The sequence below is a fragment of the Planctomycetota bacterium genome, assembly GCA_016872555.1.
Lineage (GTDB): Bacteria > Planctomycetota > Planctomycetia > Pirellulales > UBA1268 > F1-20-MAGs016.
On the sequence record VGZO01000011.1, the window covers coordinates 19002 to 35586 of the forward strand.

At 71.8% G+C, this 16585-nt stretch carries 11 protein-coding genes; 8 read left to right on the plus strand and 3 right to left on the minus strand.

What is annotated here, in order from left to right:
* Positions 1-326: 326 nt before the first annotated feature.
* Positions 327-2597: a VWA domain-containing protein gene (locus tag FJ309_05515; protein ID MBM3954058.1), complete on the minus strand. Its 2271-nt coding sequence runs from the start codon at positions 2595-2597 to the stop codon at positions 327-329.
* Positions 2594-3163: an RNA polymerase sigma factor gene (locus tag FJ309_05520; GenBank protein MBM3954059.1), complete on the minus strand. Its 570-nt coding sequence runs from the start codon at positions 3161-3163 to the stop codon at positions 2594-2596. The genes FJ309_05515 and FJ309_05520 overlap by 4 nt, the downstream gene beginning before the upstream one ends.
* Positions 3164-3312: 149 nt before the next feature.
* On the opposite strand from FJ309_05520, the gene FJ309_05525 reads away from it, so the two are divergent.
* The 7 genes from FJ309_05525 to FJ309_05555 all read left to right on the plus strand — a co-directional run bounded on the left by FJ309_05525 (position 3313) and on the right by FJ309_05555 (position 11099).
* A complete protein-coding gene (locus FJ309_05525) occupies positions 3313-4473 on the plus strand; it encodes a putative C-S lyase (GenBank protein ID MBM3954060.1) in 1161 nt (386 codons plus the stop codon).
* Positions 4474-4586: 113 nt separating this feature from the next.
* On the plus strand, positions 4587-4859 hold the full coding sequence (locus FJ309_05530; protein MBM3954061.1) for an EF-hand domain-containing protein: 273 nt from the start codon (positions 4587-4589) through the stop codon (positions 4857-4859).
* 71 nt (positions 4860-4930) lie between these two features.
* Positions 4931-6946 (plus strand): DUF1549 domain-containing protein, encoded by a 2016-nt coding sequence (locus tag FJ309_05535; protein ID MBM3954062.1) that lies wholly within the window; start codon positions 4931-4933, stop codon positions 6944-6946.
* A 149-nt stretch (positions 6947-7095) separates the two neighbouring features.
* Complete coding sequence (locus tag FJ309_05540; GenBank protein ID MBM3954063.1) at positions 7096-8394, plus strand: DUF1501 domain-containing protein; 1299 nt, start codon at positions 7096-7098, stop codon at positions 8392-8394.
* Between the two features lie 152 nt (positions 8395-8546).
* Entirely contained in the window at positions 8547-8981 is a 435-nt protein-coding gene (locus FJ309_05545) for a hypothetical protein (GenBank protein ID MBM3954064.1), read from the plus strand.
* A gap of 239 nt (positions 8982-9220) precedes the next feature.
* Positions 9221-10510 (plus strand): aminopeptidase P family protein, encoded by a 1290-nt coding sequence (locus FJ309_05550; protein MBM3954065.1) that lies wholly within the window; start codon positions 9221-9223, stop codon positions 10508-10510.
* A gap of 118 nt (positions 10511-10628) precedes the next feature.
* Positions 10629-11099, plus strand: coding sequence for an FKBP-type peptidyl-prolyl cis-trans isomerase (locus FJ309_05555; protein MBM3954066.1), 471 nt, complete (start codon positions 10629-10631; stop codon positions 11097-11099).
* Between the two features lie 25 nt (positions 11100-11124).
* Here the strand turns inward: FJ309_05555 and FJ309_05560 are convergent, their stop codons facing one another.
* Positions 11125-15594, minus strand: coding sequence for a c-type cytochrome (locus FJ309_05560; protein ID MBM3954067.1), 4470 nt, complete (start codon positions 15592-15594; stop codon positions 11125-11127).
* Positions 15595-15774: 180 nt separating this feature from the next.
* Between FJ309_05560 and FJ309_05565 the strand changes: the two genes are divergently transcribed.
* Positions 15775-16575 (plus strand): hypothetical protein, encoded by an 801-nt coding sequence (locus FJ309_05565; protein MBM3954068.1) that lies wholly within the window; start codon positions 15775-15777, stop codon positions 16573-16575.
* Positions 16576-16585: the final 10 nt, after the last annotated feature.

Genomic DNA, 16585 nt, shown 5'->3' on the forward strand with positions numbered 1-16585 from the left:
GAGGGGGATCGGCCACACCCCCGGCCGACCGGGCATGGTCGCCGCGCGTCTCCGGAGACCCGTCGATGGCCGTCGTCCCAGCCCCTCCGCTCTCCGTTCCCGGCCCCGGTGGCGTGACCGTGCCCGGTGTCTCGTTCGCGGCGCTGTCGGCCGCGACGCTGCGCCCCCTCCTCCTCCCCTGGCGGCCTCCCTGCCTGTCGCTGGCGCTGCCGACCCACCGTCGCGTGCCGGGAAACCGCGTCGACCTGCCGCGCTTCCGCCATCTCGTCACGGCGCTGCGCACGGCGCTCGAGGCCACCCAGCCGCCCGCCGAGGTGGCGCGGCGTTCACTCCCGGGGCGGCCGTACCCCGCCGGCGAGGCGCACGAGGTCGAGAAATTCCGCGCGCAGCCCGCCGGGATCGGCACCGATCGCCCCCCCGGCGATCTCGGCCACGCGCGGCAGCGTGGCGTCGCCGGCATGGGCGCTGTCGCGGAGGAGCATCCCGAACGCGGCGACGGCCGACGCGAAGCGCAGGTCGTCGGACGCCGAGTCGAACGACCCGCCGGCATCGACGAGGGGAAACTCCCGTTCGACGCTGTCGCGCCCCTCCGGCTGCTTGTAGCGCAGCTTCACCGTCAGCAGCTCCCGCGACGCCGGCCCCTCGGCCTCCGGGCGGGGGCGGACCGGCAGCCGCGGGCCGTATTTCAGCTCCGCCGGCTGGCCGGCATCGGCTCCGGCCGGGACATATTCGTACAGCGCCGTCACGCCGTGGCCGGCCCCGATCTCGCCGGCGTCCTTGGTGTCGTCGGCGAAGTCGCGCGTTGCCATGACGCGGTTCTCGTAGCCGAGCAGCCGGTACGACGCGACCAGCGCCGGGTTGAACTCGACCTGGATCTTCACGTCCTTGGCGATCGTCACCGTCGAGCCGGTGAGCTGCTCGACGAGCACCTTCCGCGCCTCGCGCACCGAGTCGACGTAGGCGTACAGGCCGTTGCCGTTGTCGGCGAGCTTCTCCATCTTCTCGTCCTGGAGATTTCCCTGGCCGAACCCGAGGACGGTGAGAAACGTCCCTTCGGCAGCCTTCGCCCGGATCAGCTTCACCAGCGCCGCGTCGTCGGTGATGCCGACGTTGAGGTCGCCGTCGGTGCAGAGGATCACCCGGTTGGCACCGCCGGGGACGAAGTGCCGCTTCGCCTCCTCGTAGGCCAGTTCGATGCCGGCGCTGCCGTGCGTCGAGCCGCCGGCATCGAGCGACCGGATCACGCCGCGGATCGCCTCCGGCCGGTCGCCACCGGTGGCCGGGAGCTTGAGACCGGCGTCGCCGGCGTAGGTGACGATCGACACCCGGTCCTCCTCGCGGAGCTGGTCGACGAGCAACAGCAGCGCCTGCTTCACCAGCGGCAGCTTGTCAGGGTCGCGCATCGAGCCGGAGACGTCGACGAGAAACACGAGGTTGCCCGCGGGGCGCGTCGCGGCGGCGATCTCGCGCCCCTTGAGGGCGACGCGGACGAGGCGGTGCTCGGGGCGCCATGGGCTGGCGGCCGTCTCGAGGCGGACGGCGAACGGGTCGCCGCCGGCCGGCGGCGGGGGATCGGCGTAGCGGAAGTAATTGACCAGCTCCTCGAGCCGGACCGCGTCGGCCGGCGGGCGCTGCCCGGCGGCGAGGAACCGGCGGACGATCGTGTAGGAGGCGGTGTCGACGTCGATCGAGAACGTCGACAGCGGAGCGGTCTGCGGATCCTGGAACGGATTCTCGACGAACCGGGCGAAACGCTCACCTGCCGGCATCGGCCGGCCCCGCCGGAACAAACCCGCCTCGGCGAATTCCTCGGCCTCCCTGCCACCGTGACCGGGTGCTTCGAGGCGCGCCGCCCCGCCGAGCCCGGTTCCAAAATACCCAGGCGTCGCAACGCCGGAACCGACCCCCCCGCCCGGGGCCCCGGAACGTGCCGGGAACGTCGCCATCGGCCGTGCCGACTCGGCCTGCGCCGCGAGACCGGGAGCATCGGCCGGGGCGAACGCGAATGATTCGAGTCGCTTGCCGTGCACCTGGCTCTCGCGGTCGACGGGAGCCGCCGCGGCCTTCTCGTCGACTTCGGTCACCGGCGTGGCGGCCACGACCGCGGCGCCCGATTGACGCCGTTCACCGCCGGTCGGTTCCGGGGCCGCGGCTGGCGCCGGCGCTCCATCGCTCGCGGTGACCGGCTCGGGCTCGCGCCCGAGCCACGCCACCTGCCGCTCGCCCGCGACGCGCCCCGGCAGGGCGATCACCACGACCACGCTCGCCGCGACTGCACCGAGAGCGAGGAGCCACGGCCACGCGGACCGCGGTGACCGGGACCGCTTCGTCGCTGGCGCCTCCCCCAGCGCCGCCACCACCGCCGCGCGGAGCACGGCACTCGGCTCCCCGGCGGGTGCCGAGCCGCGCAGCGCCCGGCCGATCGCCCGCAGTTCGTCGAGCGCGATTCGGTCGGCGGCGCTGACCGCCAGACGGGCCTCGATGCGGGCGCGCTCGGCGGAAGTGAGCTCGTCGAGGGCGAGCGCCGACAGCAGGCTCTCCTCGACCTCGCGCGGGTCGGGGAGCGGGGCGGCGGTCCGGGGATCGTCGGCACTCATCGGTGCACCTCAGGAGCGACGGGGGTGGGGAGCAGGTCGCGGACGAGCGGATTGGCGCGCAGCGCCGCCAGGCCGCGGTGGGCCAGCACGCGGACGTGGCCCTCGGTCTTCCCGGTGACGGCGGCGATCTCGCGGTACGAGAGACCGGCCGCCCAGAGATCGAGGGTCTCGGCCTGGAGGTGCGGCAGCGTGGCGAGGAGCCCGCGGAGAACCCCGGCCAGGTCGGCGGTCTCGGCACTGGCCGCCGGGTCGGTTTCGCGCGCGGTCGGTTGGGCGGATGGCGGCATGGCGGTGGACTCCGTGGGGAGGTCGGCGAAGGAGCGCTCGCGGCCGGCGCGGCGGAGGTGGTCGATCGCGCGGTTGCGGCAGACACGAAACAGCCAGGGCACGGCGCGGTCGCCGAGCGTCGCAGGCGACTGGGCGCAGAGTTGGACGAAGGCGTGCTGAACGGCGTCGCGGGCCGCGTCGGCATCGCCGAGCAGCCGGCAGGCATGGCGAAGGAGCGCCTGCTCGTGCGCGGCGAGCAGCGCCAATACCCAGCGTTGCCGGTCGTCGGGCGATTCCATCGGCTCGTCCTCGGGGCCGATCCGGGGGCTTCACGTCCCCCGGCCGACAGGATCACGGCGGGGGTGGTGATCTGTTACAAGGGATCCTGCAACGATCGATTGTCGGTGATTCACCAGCCGTCCGCGCCCTGCCTGCCCCCTCGCACCCGATGACCGACCCCGCCTTCGCCGACTGCCCCGACCGCCGCGGCACCGGGTCCGAGAAGTGGGATCGCTGGCCCGGCGACATCCTGCCGGTCTGGGTGGCCGACATGGACTTCCGCACCGACCCGGCGGTGCTCGAGGCGCTCCACCGGCGCGTCGACCACGGTGTCTTCGGATACACCGCCGATCCCCCGGGGTTCGCCCCGAGCCTCGCCGGGCATCTCGAGCGCCGCTTCGGCTGGGTGATCGACCCGGCCCACGTGATCGGCATCACCGGTGTCGTGTCCGGCCTGGCGGTGGCGGCGCGGCTGCTGGCCGCGGCCGACGACGAGATCATCTCGTTCACGCCGGTCTATCCGCCGTTCCTCTCGCTTCCCGGCCGCGCCGGCCGGAGGCTTTTGCGCGTGCCGCTGGCGAGCGACGGCCACGGCTGGTCGATCGACCACGCCGCCCTCGCCGCCGCGGTTTCGCCGCGGACCAGGCTGGTGTGGCTGTGCCATCCACACAATCCCACCGGCACGGTGTTTCCGGCTGCCGAGCTCGTGAAGATCGCCGACCTCGCCGAACGTCACGGCCTCACGGTCGTCAGCGACGAGATCTGGTCCGACCTGCTCCTCGACGACGATGCCGGCGGCCCCGTCCACGTGCCGTTCGCGAGCCTCGACCACCCGGCCGCGCGCCGCGCGGTGACGCTCGTCGCTCCGTCGAAGACCTGGAACATCGCCGGATTGTGCTGCGCCGCGGCGATCGTGCCGGATGACGCGGCACGCCGCGGGTGGCGGGCCGCCGGTAGCGGACTGTTGCCGATGGTCAATCCCCTCGGCTACGCCGCCGCCGAGGCGGCCTGGAACCATGGCGAGCCATGGCGGCGCCGGCTGGTGGCCCTGCTTCGCGACCATCGCCGGAGGGTGGTCGAGGCGGTGGCCGCGATCCCCGGTCTGGCGTGCATCCCCCCGCAGGCCACCTACCTGGCCTGGATCGACTGCCGCGCCAGCGCCGTCGCCGATCCCCAGGCCGCCTGCGAGGCTGCGGGCCTGGGCACCTCCGACGGGCACGAATTCGGCGCCCCGGGATTCATACGGCTCAACATGGCCTGCCCCACGCCACGGCTGGACGAGGCTCTCCTCCGGCTGCGCCAGGCGTTTGTGCCGGGAAAACCGGCTTGAGTGCCGGCGGCCGAGGCCTGAAGATGCACTTCTGGCCGGCCGTCGCTACCTGGAGCCGGGTGGCACGTTCTGTTTGAGTGGGCCCGAGCGGCCACCACCCCGAGGATCAACCGATGCTGCACGTGACTTTCCTGGCTGTCCTTCTCGGCTGTGCCGCGGTGTCCCTGCCGGCGCTTGCCCAGGACAAAAAGGCCCCTGACCCCGAGAAAACGTTCAAGCGCAAGGACAGCAATGGCGACGGATTCCTGTCGCTCGACGAATTCAAGGCGAAGCTCAAGGACAAGCAGCTCGAGAACGCCGACCGGCGGTTCGGGCGGCTCGACACCAACTCCGACAAGAAGCTCTCGCTCGAGGAGTTCAAGGCCGGCATCAAGCCGAAGCCCTGACCGCGCCGAATTCTGCCGAGACGGGGTGCGCGGCCCGGCCGGCCCCATGGCTTCCCCGTGGAACCGACACGATGACCTCTCGTCCCTTGCCACCTGACCGCGCTCCGATCGCCCGCCCCGGTGTGCTGCCGTGGCTGGCGGCCATGGCCATGGTCGGCACGGTCGCCGCGGGGCTGGCTGGCGCCGCGGAACGAAAACCCGTTCCCCGGCGCCAGGCCGTGCCCCCGTCGCGCCTGCCCAAGGCGGTCACCGACGAGCCGCGCGGGACGGTCCTCGACATCGCCCCGGTCGACCGCTCTCGGCGGGCGGCGGTGGCCGCTGCCGCGGCGCGGATCGACGAGTTGGTCGCTGCCGGCTGGCAGGCGCGCGGCGTCGAAGGAAGCCGGCCGCTCGACGACGCGCGCTACGTGCGGCGGATCTACCTCGAGCTCGGGGGCCGGATCCCGACCCACGACGAGACCGTCGCCTTCCTCGCCGACGACGACAAGGCGAAACGCGCCCGGCTGGTCGAGGATCTCCTCGGGAGCCCCGACTACGTCAGCCACTTCTACAACTACTGGGCCGACATCCTCCGGCTCACCGAGCGGCCGCAGCGCGCCTTGTTCTGCGAGCCCTACCTCGACTGGGTGAAGCGTTCGATCGCCGCCAACCGGCCGTTCGACCAGTGGGTCCACGAGATGCTCACCGCCGACGGCAAGGTGTGGGACAACCCCGCCGTCGGCTTCCAGCTCCGTGACCTGGGGATGCCGTTGCCGTATGTCGACAACACGGTGCGGGTGTTCCTCGGCACGCAGATCGGCTGCGCCCAGTGCCACGACCATCCGTTCGATTCCTGGACGCAGCACCAGTTCTACGAGTTGGCGGCGTTCACCGCCGGGACGCGCGGCGGGTTCGGCGGCAAGCTGCCCAAGGAGCAGCGCCAGGCGCTGCGCACCGACGCCACCGCCAAGGCGATCCGCGGCCTGGTCCTCGCGGCGCGGCGCGAGGCGCGCGATGGCAAGGTCGACAACGGGTTCATCCAGTTCCTCCAGGCCAACGGCGCGATCGTCAGCCACCACGACCAGCCGCTGCGTCTCCCCCACGACTACAAGTACGACGACGCGGCACCGAACGACACCGTCGCGCCGAAGGTCCTGTGGGGCGAGGTGCCGAGTGCCGCCGAGGGCGCCGACGGCCGCGAGCGCTTCGCCGCCTGGGTCACGGACCACGACAATCGCCAATTCGCCCGGACGATCGCCAACCGGCTGTGGAAGAAGGTGATGGGGGTCGGGCTCGTCGAGCCGGTCGACGACTTCCGCGCCGCCAATCCCCCCTCCCACCCCGAATTGCTCGAGCACCTCACCGACCTCGTGCTCGAGCTCGACTTCGACCTCCGTGAATTCGTCCGCGTGCTGGTCTCGACCGGAACGTTCGCCCGGCGCGCCGTCGTCCACGATCCTGCCGCCGGCACGCCGTTCGCCTTTCCCGGCCCGGCCCTGAAGCGGATGACGGCCGAGCAGCTCTGGGACTCGATCCTGACGCTCGTCGCCGCCGACCCGTGGGACTACCAGCGGCCCACGGCCGACGCATTCGCCGCTGCCGCCGATCTCGACCTCGCCCATGGGAAGGTCTCGCTCGACGACGCCGAACGGGCCTACCGCCGCTACCTGTCGGCCTATGGTCCCCGGCAGACCAAGCTCCAGCTCCAGAAGCAGTATGGCTACCAGGGGCAGGTGCTGGCCCGCGCCAGCGAGCTGCCGACGCCGCTGCCGCTGGGGCATTTCCTCCGGCAGTTCGGCCAGAGCGACCGGGAGAGCATCGAGGGGGGACGGACCGTGGCGACGATCCCGCAGATGCTCGCGATGTTCAACGGCCCGATCACCCATGCCATGCTCGAGCGCGGCAGCGTGATCCACGGCGAGATCGTCGCCGGGGATCCGCGCGCGGCGGTCGACGTGATCTTCCTGTCGGTCCTCTCGCGGACCCCCGACGCCGAGGACCGCCGCCTGGCGATCGCCGAGATCACGTCCGCCGACAATCCCGCGACGGGCGTGGGAAACGTCATCTGGGCACTGCTCAACACGCGCGAGTTCCTGTTCATCCAGTAGTGACCGTCGCTGTCGGTGGACGAAGCCGGCCATGGCCTTCGTCCACCCGGGCGCGCCGGGGAAACGCCGCAGATTTCACCGTCCGCCGGCATCCGCACCCCCCGGCCAACCACCGTGTCCACGGCCCTTCCCACCGCGAGCCATCTCCGATGACCGACCGCTCGATCCGCAGCCGCTCGTTCGACGACCGCTCCACCCGGCGCCGGGTCCTGGCCCACGCCGCACGCGCCGCGCTCGGCGTCGGATTCCTCGACACCGTGGCCGGGGCGACGCGCGGAGCGGTAGCGGCCGGGGGGAAGCCCGCCCACGCCAACGTCATCTGCCTGTTCATGAAGGGGGCGATGAGCCACATCGACACCTTCGATCCCAAGCCGGGGCGCGAGGAGCAGGGGGAGACGCGGACGATCGGCACGGCGGTTCCCGGGGTGAGTTTCGGCGCCGGCCTGCCGCGCCTCGCCGCGCTCGCCGACCGGCTGGCGATCGTCCGCAGCCTGTCGACCGAGACCGGCGCCCACGAGCCGGGCGTGTACACGATGCGCACCGCCTACGCGCCGCTGGGGAGCATCCAGCACCCCGCGCTTGGCGCCTGGGCGCTGCACGCCGCCGGAAAGCGCGCCGGCGACCTGCCGGGGTACGTCTTGGTGGGCAACGGCAACGAGCATCCCGGCGCCGGCTTCCTCGACCCCAAGCTCGCCCCGGTCCCCGTTGCCGACCCGAAGCTCGGCCTCGAGAACACGCGCCGGCCCGGCTACCTGTCGGAGAAGAACTTCGAGCGCCGGCTGGCGCTCGCCGACCGCATCGACCGCGACTTCCGCCGCGCCTACGCCGGCCCGCAGGTCGAGGCCTACAACCAGATGGTCCGCGAGGCCGTCCGCCTCCTCGGCAGCGACGACCTCGGCGCCTTCGACCTGTCGCGCGAGCCGGAGGGGATCCGCGAGCGCTACGGCGCCAGTGCCTTCGCCCAGGGCTGCCTTCTCGCCCGGCGACTCGTCGAGGCGGGCGTGCGGTTCGTGGAGGTCGAGTTCGGCGGCTGGGACATGCACCGTGAGCTGTTCGACGAGCTCCCCGCCAAGGCGGCGCAGCTTGACGGCGCGATGGCGACGCTGCTGACCGATCTCGAGGAGCGCGGCCTGGCCGCCGGGACGCTGGTGGTGCTGGTCTCGGAGTTCGGCCGGACGCCACGGATCAACGAGAACGCCGGCCGCGACCACCATCCGGGCGTGTTCTCCGCGGTCCTCGCCGGCCACGGGATCCGCGGCGGGGTCGTCCACGGGGCCAGCGACGAGCGCGGCCACTCGCCGGCGGCCGACGGCGTCAGCGTGGCCGATCTCAACACGACGATCGCTGCGGCGGCGGGGCTGCCCTTCGACCGCGAGTTCATCGCCCCCAATGGCCGCCCGTTCAAGATCGGCGGCGGCGGTAAGCCGATCGCGACCGTGCTGGCGTAGCCGGCCCGGGACTGCGGCGGAATCTGGGCAAAAGACCGCTGGCTTTGCCGGCGCCTCTCGTGGTAGAGCGTGCGGTCGCGGTCGCCCGTCTCTCAATCCGTACCGGGATGCGGCCGATCCAACCACCGGACGAGTCCCCAGGGAGAGACCTGATGGCCAGCCGCAAGTCGTCGAAGAAGTCGATCACCCAGCAGGCCGTCGGTCTGGCCACGATGGGAATGCCGGCACCGGTCCAGAAGGTCGCCACCAGCCGCTGGGGGACGCGGCTCCTGATCCTGGCGATCCCGATCCTCCTTGCCACTGGCGTGCTCTCGATCCGCTGGGTCAACGGGCTGCCCAGCTTCTCCTTCAACGCCGACCGCGCCGCGGTCGTCGGCCAGCAGGTGGAATCCGAGGCCCGTCGCGCCGCGGCCCAGTTTGCCTCCCGACAAGGCTACGCCCAGCCGGGCGTGCCGCAGCAGTCCTTCGCGCCACCGGCGCAGTACCAGACCTACCAACCGGCACCGGCGCCGCAGCAGGCCTACCCTGTCTACCAGGCCACTCCTCAGCCACAGGCAACGCAGCAGTATTACCCTGCCTACCGCTGATCTAGCTTTCCGTGGACAAAGCCATCCCTGGCCTTTGTCCACTCAGGCGACCGCGGGAAACGCCAAGGGTTTCCCGGGTCGCCGTCGGCCGCATCCCGCGGCCGATCCTCGCTGTCCATGGACAAAGCCATCTGAGGCCAGTGTCCACTCAGTAGACCGCGGGAAACGCCAAGGGCGATGGGCTACGATCTCACCAGCGGGGTGAGGGAATCCCCGCGCGACACGACGGGGGGCCCGCCATGCGGCACGCACCGATCGACGCCGCGCTGTTCTGCGTCAACCGCGACCGGCTGCGGGCCCTGCTCCCGCCGCGGAGCGTGGTGGTCGTCCACGCCGCCGACGTGCTGCCGACCAACGGCGACGGCACGCTCCGCCTCGCCCCCGCCGCCGATCTGTTCTGGCTGACGGGCATCGAGCAGGAGGAGAGCGTGCTGGTGCTCGCGCCCGACGCGATCGATCCGGCCCAGCGCCAGATCCTGTTCATCCGCCAGCCCAACGAACTGCTGGCGACGTGGGAGGGGGAAAAACTCTCCAAGGAGAAGGCCACGGCGATCTCCGCGATCGCCAAGGTGCGCTGGCTGACCGAGCTGCCGACCGTGCTCCACGGATTGCTCTGCGACTGCGACCGGGTGTGGATCGATTCCAACGAGCACGAGCGCTCGAGCACCGAGATCGAACCGCGCGACCTGCGGCTGGCGCGGGATCTGATGCACCGCTACCCGCTCCACCGCTACGAGCGGCTTCAGCCCGTGATGCGCGGCTTGCGCGCGGCGAAGTCCGACATCGAGATCGACCTCGTGCGCCAGGCGATCGATATCACCGCCGCCGGGCTGTCGCGCGTCCTCGCAGCGCTCCGCCCCGGCGTGATGGAATACGAACTGGAGGCGGAGCTCGTCGGCGAGTTCACCCGGCGGCGAGCGCGGATGGCCTACGAGCCGATCATCGGGTCGGGGAAGAACGCCTGCGTGCTCCACTACCTCGACAACGACCAGGAGTGCCGCTCCGGCGACCTGGTGCTGATCGACGTCGGCGCCAACTACGGCAATTACGCCGCCGACCTGACGCGCACCTATCCGGTCAGTGGCCGATTCACCGCGCGGCAGCGCGCCGTCTACGACGCCGTGAAGCGGGTCTTCGACCGGGCCGTCGCCCGGACCACCGTCGGCACGCGGATTCGCGACTGGAAGCGCGCCGCCCAGATCGACATGGCCGACGAACTGGTCGGGCTGGGGCTGATCACGGCCGAGGAGCGCGCCGGCGACTCGGCCGAGGAGCCCGCCTGCCGCCGCTATTTCATGCACGGCCTGGGCCACTCGCTCGGCCTCGGTGTCCACGACCTCGCCCCGCAGGACGGCCCGCTGGCCGCCGGCTGGATCATGACGGTCGAGCCGGGGCTGTACATTCCCGAGGAGGGGATCGGCGTCCGCCTCGAGAACGACATCCTCGTCACCGAGCAGGGCCCGATCGATCTCTGCAGCCACGTGCCGATGGACGCCGACGAGATCGAGCGCCTCCTCGCGGCCCGCTGATGGCCGCCGGGCCCGGCGCACCGCGTCGCCACACGGCAGTGCCGATCGCTATACTCGCCACCGGCTGGGAGGGCCCCGTCGGGGTCGGTCACCGGCCGCCCCCGTGGAGCCCTTTCCGATGCGCTTCGCCGCCTCCCTCCTGCTCGCCTCCCTGCTCCTCTTCCCGGAGACCGCCGTGCACGCCGCCGACGCCGAAGTTCCCCATCCGTCGCTGCCCGAAGGCGCCGGGAAGATCGATGCCGACGCCCTCAAGACCTTCACCGCGACTCCGTCCGGTCTGCAATACCGCGTCCTCCGCAAGGGAACCGGGATTTCTCCGAAGTCGAGCAGCACCGTCAAGGTCCACTACCACGGCTGGCTCGACGACGGGAAGGTGTTCGACAGCTCCTACAAGCGCCGCGAGTCGATCGAGTTCCCGCTCTCCGGCGTGATCCCTGGGTGGACCGAGGGGATGCAGCTTGTCGGTAAGGGGGGCATGATCGAGCTGCTCATCCCGGCGAAGCTCGGCTACGGCAAGCGCGGCGCCCCGCCGGTGATCCCGCCCGACGCCACGCTCCACTTCCTCGTCGAGTTGCTCGAAGTCAGGTGATTCGGCCGCCGTCCGGCGGGACACGTCACGGCGATTCGACCGTGATAGCGATCACGATCGGCGCCGTGCCGTCGGGACCCTTGAGCAGTTCCAACCGGGCCACGGGCTCCGCCCGCTTCGGTTCGACGCGCACCGTGCGCACCTGGCGTCCGCCGAGGTCGGCGGCGAACGTGCTCTGCGGCACGTCGACGCGGCGGATGTAGTCGGCGACGTGCTCGCCGTTGACCAGCGGATGGTCCTCGGTCGCCCCGTCGTCGTAGACGATCCGCACGATCATGCTCGTCGAGCCCGTGCCGATCGCGGGGAATCCCCAGCCGGCGATCCCGCCGAGCAGATGAATCGCCCGCGCCGGCCCACCGACGGGCACCGTCACGCTCCGCGGCATCTTCGGCGGCAGGTAGCCCTGCGGACCATTGAGCATGACGACGTTGGGGAGCGTGTCCCCCTGCGGGTCGACGAGGTGAAACGGGACGCCGCCGTAGGTCTTCGGCGCCCAGTCGGGAAACACGAGCCGCTCGACCGGGTTCTCCGAGGCGTAGAACAGCCCCCGGGTGCTGACCGCCGTCGCCACGGGCCCCAACGGCAGTGGCACGAATTTCCCGCGCGCGGTGAGGAACGCCAGCAAATCGGCGATCCCGGCGGCCGGGATCTGTTTCTCGAACCCGACGGGCATCAGGGAATTGGGCGACGGCTGAAAGGCCTCGATCTCGTCGCGCTGGATCGGGTGCCGCTTCCCCTCGGCGTCGACGATCTCGATCGCCGTCCGGCTCTCGGCGGCAAGTAACCCCGTCACCACGCGACCGTCGTCGGTGGCGACGGTGTAGGCGCGGAAGTTGCCCTCCACCGAACGGTTCGGATCGAGGAGGTGGACGAGCAGCTCCTGCGGTGGATGGACGGCCATCCCGGTGAGGTCGGGTCCCACCTGGCCCCCTTCCCCCGAATGCCTGTGGCACTTGGCACACTGCTGCGCGAAGACTCCCTTGCCGCGCGCGACGTCGCCCCCCGCGAGCACCACCGGCAGCACCTCGTCGATCACCTTCTGCCGGTCGGCGTCGGCCAGGCCACCCGCCTTGGCAAGCGCCTTCCGCGCCCGGTCGCGGAAGCGCCGGTCGGGGTTTTCCGAGAGCGTGCTGCGCTCGACCAAGGGGATGTCGCCGGCGGCGAGCTTGCCTCCCTCCATCCGTTCGACGATCCGCTGGGCGCCGTCGCGGGCCGCGAGCACCCCGCGCACCGCCGCTTCCCGGACCGCGGGGGTGAAGCCGCCGAGACGGTCGAGGAGCGCGGGGATCGCCTCCGGAGCCTGCGACCGCGCCGCCGCGGTCACCAGCAGCGCCGCCAACTGGGGGCTCGTGCGCCCGCCGGTGCGCGTGAGCAGCTCCTCGACGACCGCCGCGTCGGCCGGGCGCAGCGCGACCAGCCGTTCGGCCGCGTCGCCACGGTCGGCGTCGCTCCCCGATCCGTCGATCACCGCGACCAGCGCCCGGCTGATCGACTCGACGTGGGCGTCGAGGACGTCGCTGCCGGTGCGCTGCACGAACGTCACCAGCTGCCCCTGTGCCGCCGGCGGCAGGCGCTCGACGAGCCGGGCGATCGCGGCGCTGGCGGCGGCGTCGAAGGCGAGCCCCGTGCCCCGCGGCCAACCGCGCGCGAGCCCGGCCAGGCAGGCCCCGGCCTCGTCGGCCGGCGCCTGCTCGAGGCCGATGACGATCCGGTTGACCAAGGCGCCGTCACCCCCGCGGGCGACATGTTCACTGACGCGCTCGACCAGCGCGAGCTTCCGCGGCGACGGCGCGACGGCCGGCTCGTCGGCGACGACCGCCGCCAGGGCGGCCACGGCGGCGGCCGCGGGCAGATGCGCCGCCTTGGGCACCGTGCCGAGCAGCCACGGGAGGACGTCGCCGGCATGCACGGCCGCCGCAGCGGTCGCCGCATCGGCGAGGACCGGATCGGCGAGCGTGCCTGGTTGGGCGAGAAGCCGGCGCACCAGCTCCCCGGCCAGCGGCGACGACGGGCACTCCGAGAGCATCTCGAGCAGCGCCAGACGCACCAGCGGCGTGCGATCGGCGCCGACTTCGGCCCGGTCGACCGCCACGAGCGTCGCCTCGTCGCGCGGCAGCACGCGAAGGGCGGTGGCCCGCACCCCGGCCGACGGATGCCCCAGCGCCCCACGGGCGGCGTCGAGAGCGCCCAGATCGGTGCCGGGGCCGGCGAGCACACCGAGCGATGACATCGTCCACAGGGCGTGAATCGCCGCCGGATCGAGGCCGATCGCGTCGATCGAGCGCGCCTGGACCAACCCGATCAGGGCCGGCACGGCGGTGGCGGCGTCGCTGCGGGTCACCAAGGCCCGCTGCGCGCGCTCGCGCCAAAACATGTTGTCGTCGCGGAGCCCGGCGACGAGCGCCGCGACGTCTGGCCGCACCGGTGGTGCCGCCGGCGGCTGGCCGACGAGCCGCGCGGGGCCGACGCGCCAGATCCGCCCGTGCGTCTTGTCGCGGAGCGGCGTCTGGTAGGCGTTGCCCTTGCCGTTCTCGAAGCCGGCGGGCGTGGGATTGTGCTGGACGATGTAGTTGTACCAGTCGATCACCCACACGACCCCGTCGGGACCGACCTCGGCCTGGATCGGCGCCGACCATTCGTCGTCGCTGGCGACGAGGTTCCAGGCCATCCGGCTGCGGAAGCCGGCACCGACGGGCTGGAGCTGGAACGTGGCGACGACATGGCCGGTCGGCTCGCAGACGAACGCCGCGCGGTTCCAAAACTCCGCGGGGAAGGCGCGCGCCGTATAGAGCCGATGCCCGGCGGCGGCGGTGAACCGGCCATGGTGGTCGACCTGACGGATCGGCGCCACGCCGTCGCCGCGCGGGGCGAGCTCCATCTTCGGCGTCCCGGCGATCCCGCCGAGCGTCGTCGCGCTCCAGCCGCGGACGCGCTCGTAGACCCGCGCCGGGAGCGGCATGTGCTCGCTGGGGTTGCCGTTGGCCGTCGAGCCGAAGACAAGTCCCTCCTCGCTGAAACCGAAACCCCAGGAGTTGTTGTTGGTGCTGCGGAGGAACTCGAGCTTCGACCCGTCGGGCAGGAACCGGAAGAACCCCTGCCCGAAGCGCAGCTTCTCCCCGCCGACCTCCCCCTCGAAGCCGGAGTAGCCGACCATCCCGTAGACCCAGCCGTCGAAGCCCCAGGTGAGGTTGCTGGGGCCGGAGTGGGTGTCGCGCGTGCCCCAGCCGGTGAACAGCTCGCGGCGGATCTCGGCGCGGCCGTCGCCGTCGCCGTCCTCGAGATACAGCATCGACGGCACCTGGGCGACGATGAAGCCACGGCCGTGGTGGAGCAGACTGGTGGGGATCGACAGCCCCTCGGCATAGACCGTGCGGGCATCGGCGCGGCCGTCGCCATCGGTGTCGGTGAGCATCACGATCCGGTCGCGCCCGACGCCCTCGCCGGGCAGGACGATGTCGTTGGGGTAGTCGACGCTCTCGATGACCATCAGCCGCCCCGTCGTGTCGAACGCCAGCGCCAGCGGCTTGGCGGCGAGGAGCGGCTCGGCGGCGTACAGGCCGACGGCAAAGCCCTCGGGGGTGATCGCGTGGCGGCGCGATTCCTCGGGGTCGAGCGCCTGCTGCATCGTGGTCTTCGGCTCGAGCTGCTTGCCCCACTGCGAGGCATCGGGGTCGTAGAACGGCACCTTGGCCGACTCATAGGTGAACGGCGCCAGCCCGGCGGCGGCACGGGTCACCACCGGATGGTCGACATACGGCCCCGCCGCCGCCGGATCGGTGCCGGCGGCGAAACGGATCCCGCGCTCGACGAGGTTGTGGAACCCGGGGTGGCTCCAGGTGCGCTCGTCGTGGCCCCAGGCGGTGTAGAACACGCGCCCCTTGCCTTCGGTGCGGACCCACGTCCACGGCTCGCGGTGATCCCCCTCGACGCGCTCCTCGAGGACGGTGCAGCCGCGCGGGTTGTGGCGCGTGTGGACGTAGGTCTCGTCGAAGCTCGAGAACCCCTGGAAGCCCTTCATGATCGGGTGGTCGGGGGCGACCGACTCGGTGCGAAACTCGGTCGCGCCGTGCTTTTGGAATTGCGCCCCGACGAGGTCGACCCAGGCTGGCGAGTTGCGGAAGCAGTAGCTGGCGCAGTGGAGCGGCACGAGCCCCTTGCCGTCGCGGACGAAGTCGAGCAGCGCCGCTTCGCGGGCCGGGGGAAGCTCGTCGATGTTGGCGTACACGGCGAGGACGTCGTAGGCCGCGAGCGTCGCCGGCGCGAGGTCGTCGAGGTTTTCGGTGTAGACCAGCTCAATCCCACGCGCGGCGAGAACCGGCTCGAGCTGGGCATGGCGCTCGGTGGGCGCGTGGTGCCCCTGGTCGCCGAGGAACAACACGCGGATCGGCGCTGCCGGGGCGGCGCCGGCGCTGCCGGCGGGCCCTGCGACGAGGGCCAGCGTGGCGGCAAGCGCTCCGATCACGGACGACGTGGCACGGGGGGGGGAGACGGGCATGCGCTCTGGCTCCGGGGCCCGTGGACCCACGGGCCGAGCCGGCGATAATACCAGGACGATCTCCTCCCTCCGGCCTCGCGACCGCGGCAGCACGTGGCGGAGGGCATGCCCACGTCCCATGTGCTATTCTCTCCGCCGGCGTCACGGGCCCGACTCGAATCCCGAACACCGGAGCCAATCATGCGCCGTTGCGTGATCGCACTCGCCCTGGCCCTCACGGCCACGCTTGTCCGCGGCGACGACTGGACGCCGCCGGAGAATCCCGACCCGACCGCGATCCTCCGCGAAGCCGAAGCCGACACCCGCGCGAAGCGCTACGACCGCGCCTTGGCGAAGCACGTTTGGTACCACGACCACGCGCTCGAGTTCGATCAAGGCCAGACCGGGGTCAGGCTGTCGTTCGCGTTGTCGAGTTGGCTGACCTTGGCCGAGCAGTACCCACCGGCGCTGGTGACGCTCCGGCAGGCCCGCGATGCGGCCGGGCAACGGGCGGTCGCCGGGGGGGAGCGACTGGGGGCATTCGCCGCGTTTCAGGAGTTTGCGGCGCTCAACGACAAGCTCGACGAACGGGCCGAGACGCGGAAGCTGTTCGAGACGCTCGACCAACTCGCTCCCGAGCAGGCGGCCGCGGTGTTCGGGATTGCCCGGCGGTCACTGATCGACGCCAAGGCCCACGCGCTCCTCGCCAAATACGTCTCGCCGAAAAGCGACGTCGCGCAGATGAAGCAGATGCTCGCGCTCAACCAAAAAATGGCCAAGGAGAACAATCAGTTCGGCCCGGAGCTCGTGCGGTTCGCGAGGCAGACCTTCATCAGCGACGCGGCCACGCTGGTCGCGATCCTCGCCGTCAATGGACGCAAGGCCGAAGCCGAGGAGGTGGCGGAGAGCGTGCGTGGTTCGCTCGACGACCGCGCGTTCCACGGCGCTCTCGACAAGGCACTCGAAGGGACGTTCCCGCCCGAGTTTCCTGCGCGTTCCTGAAGCGGCGGTC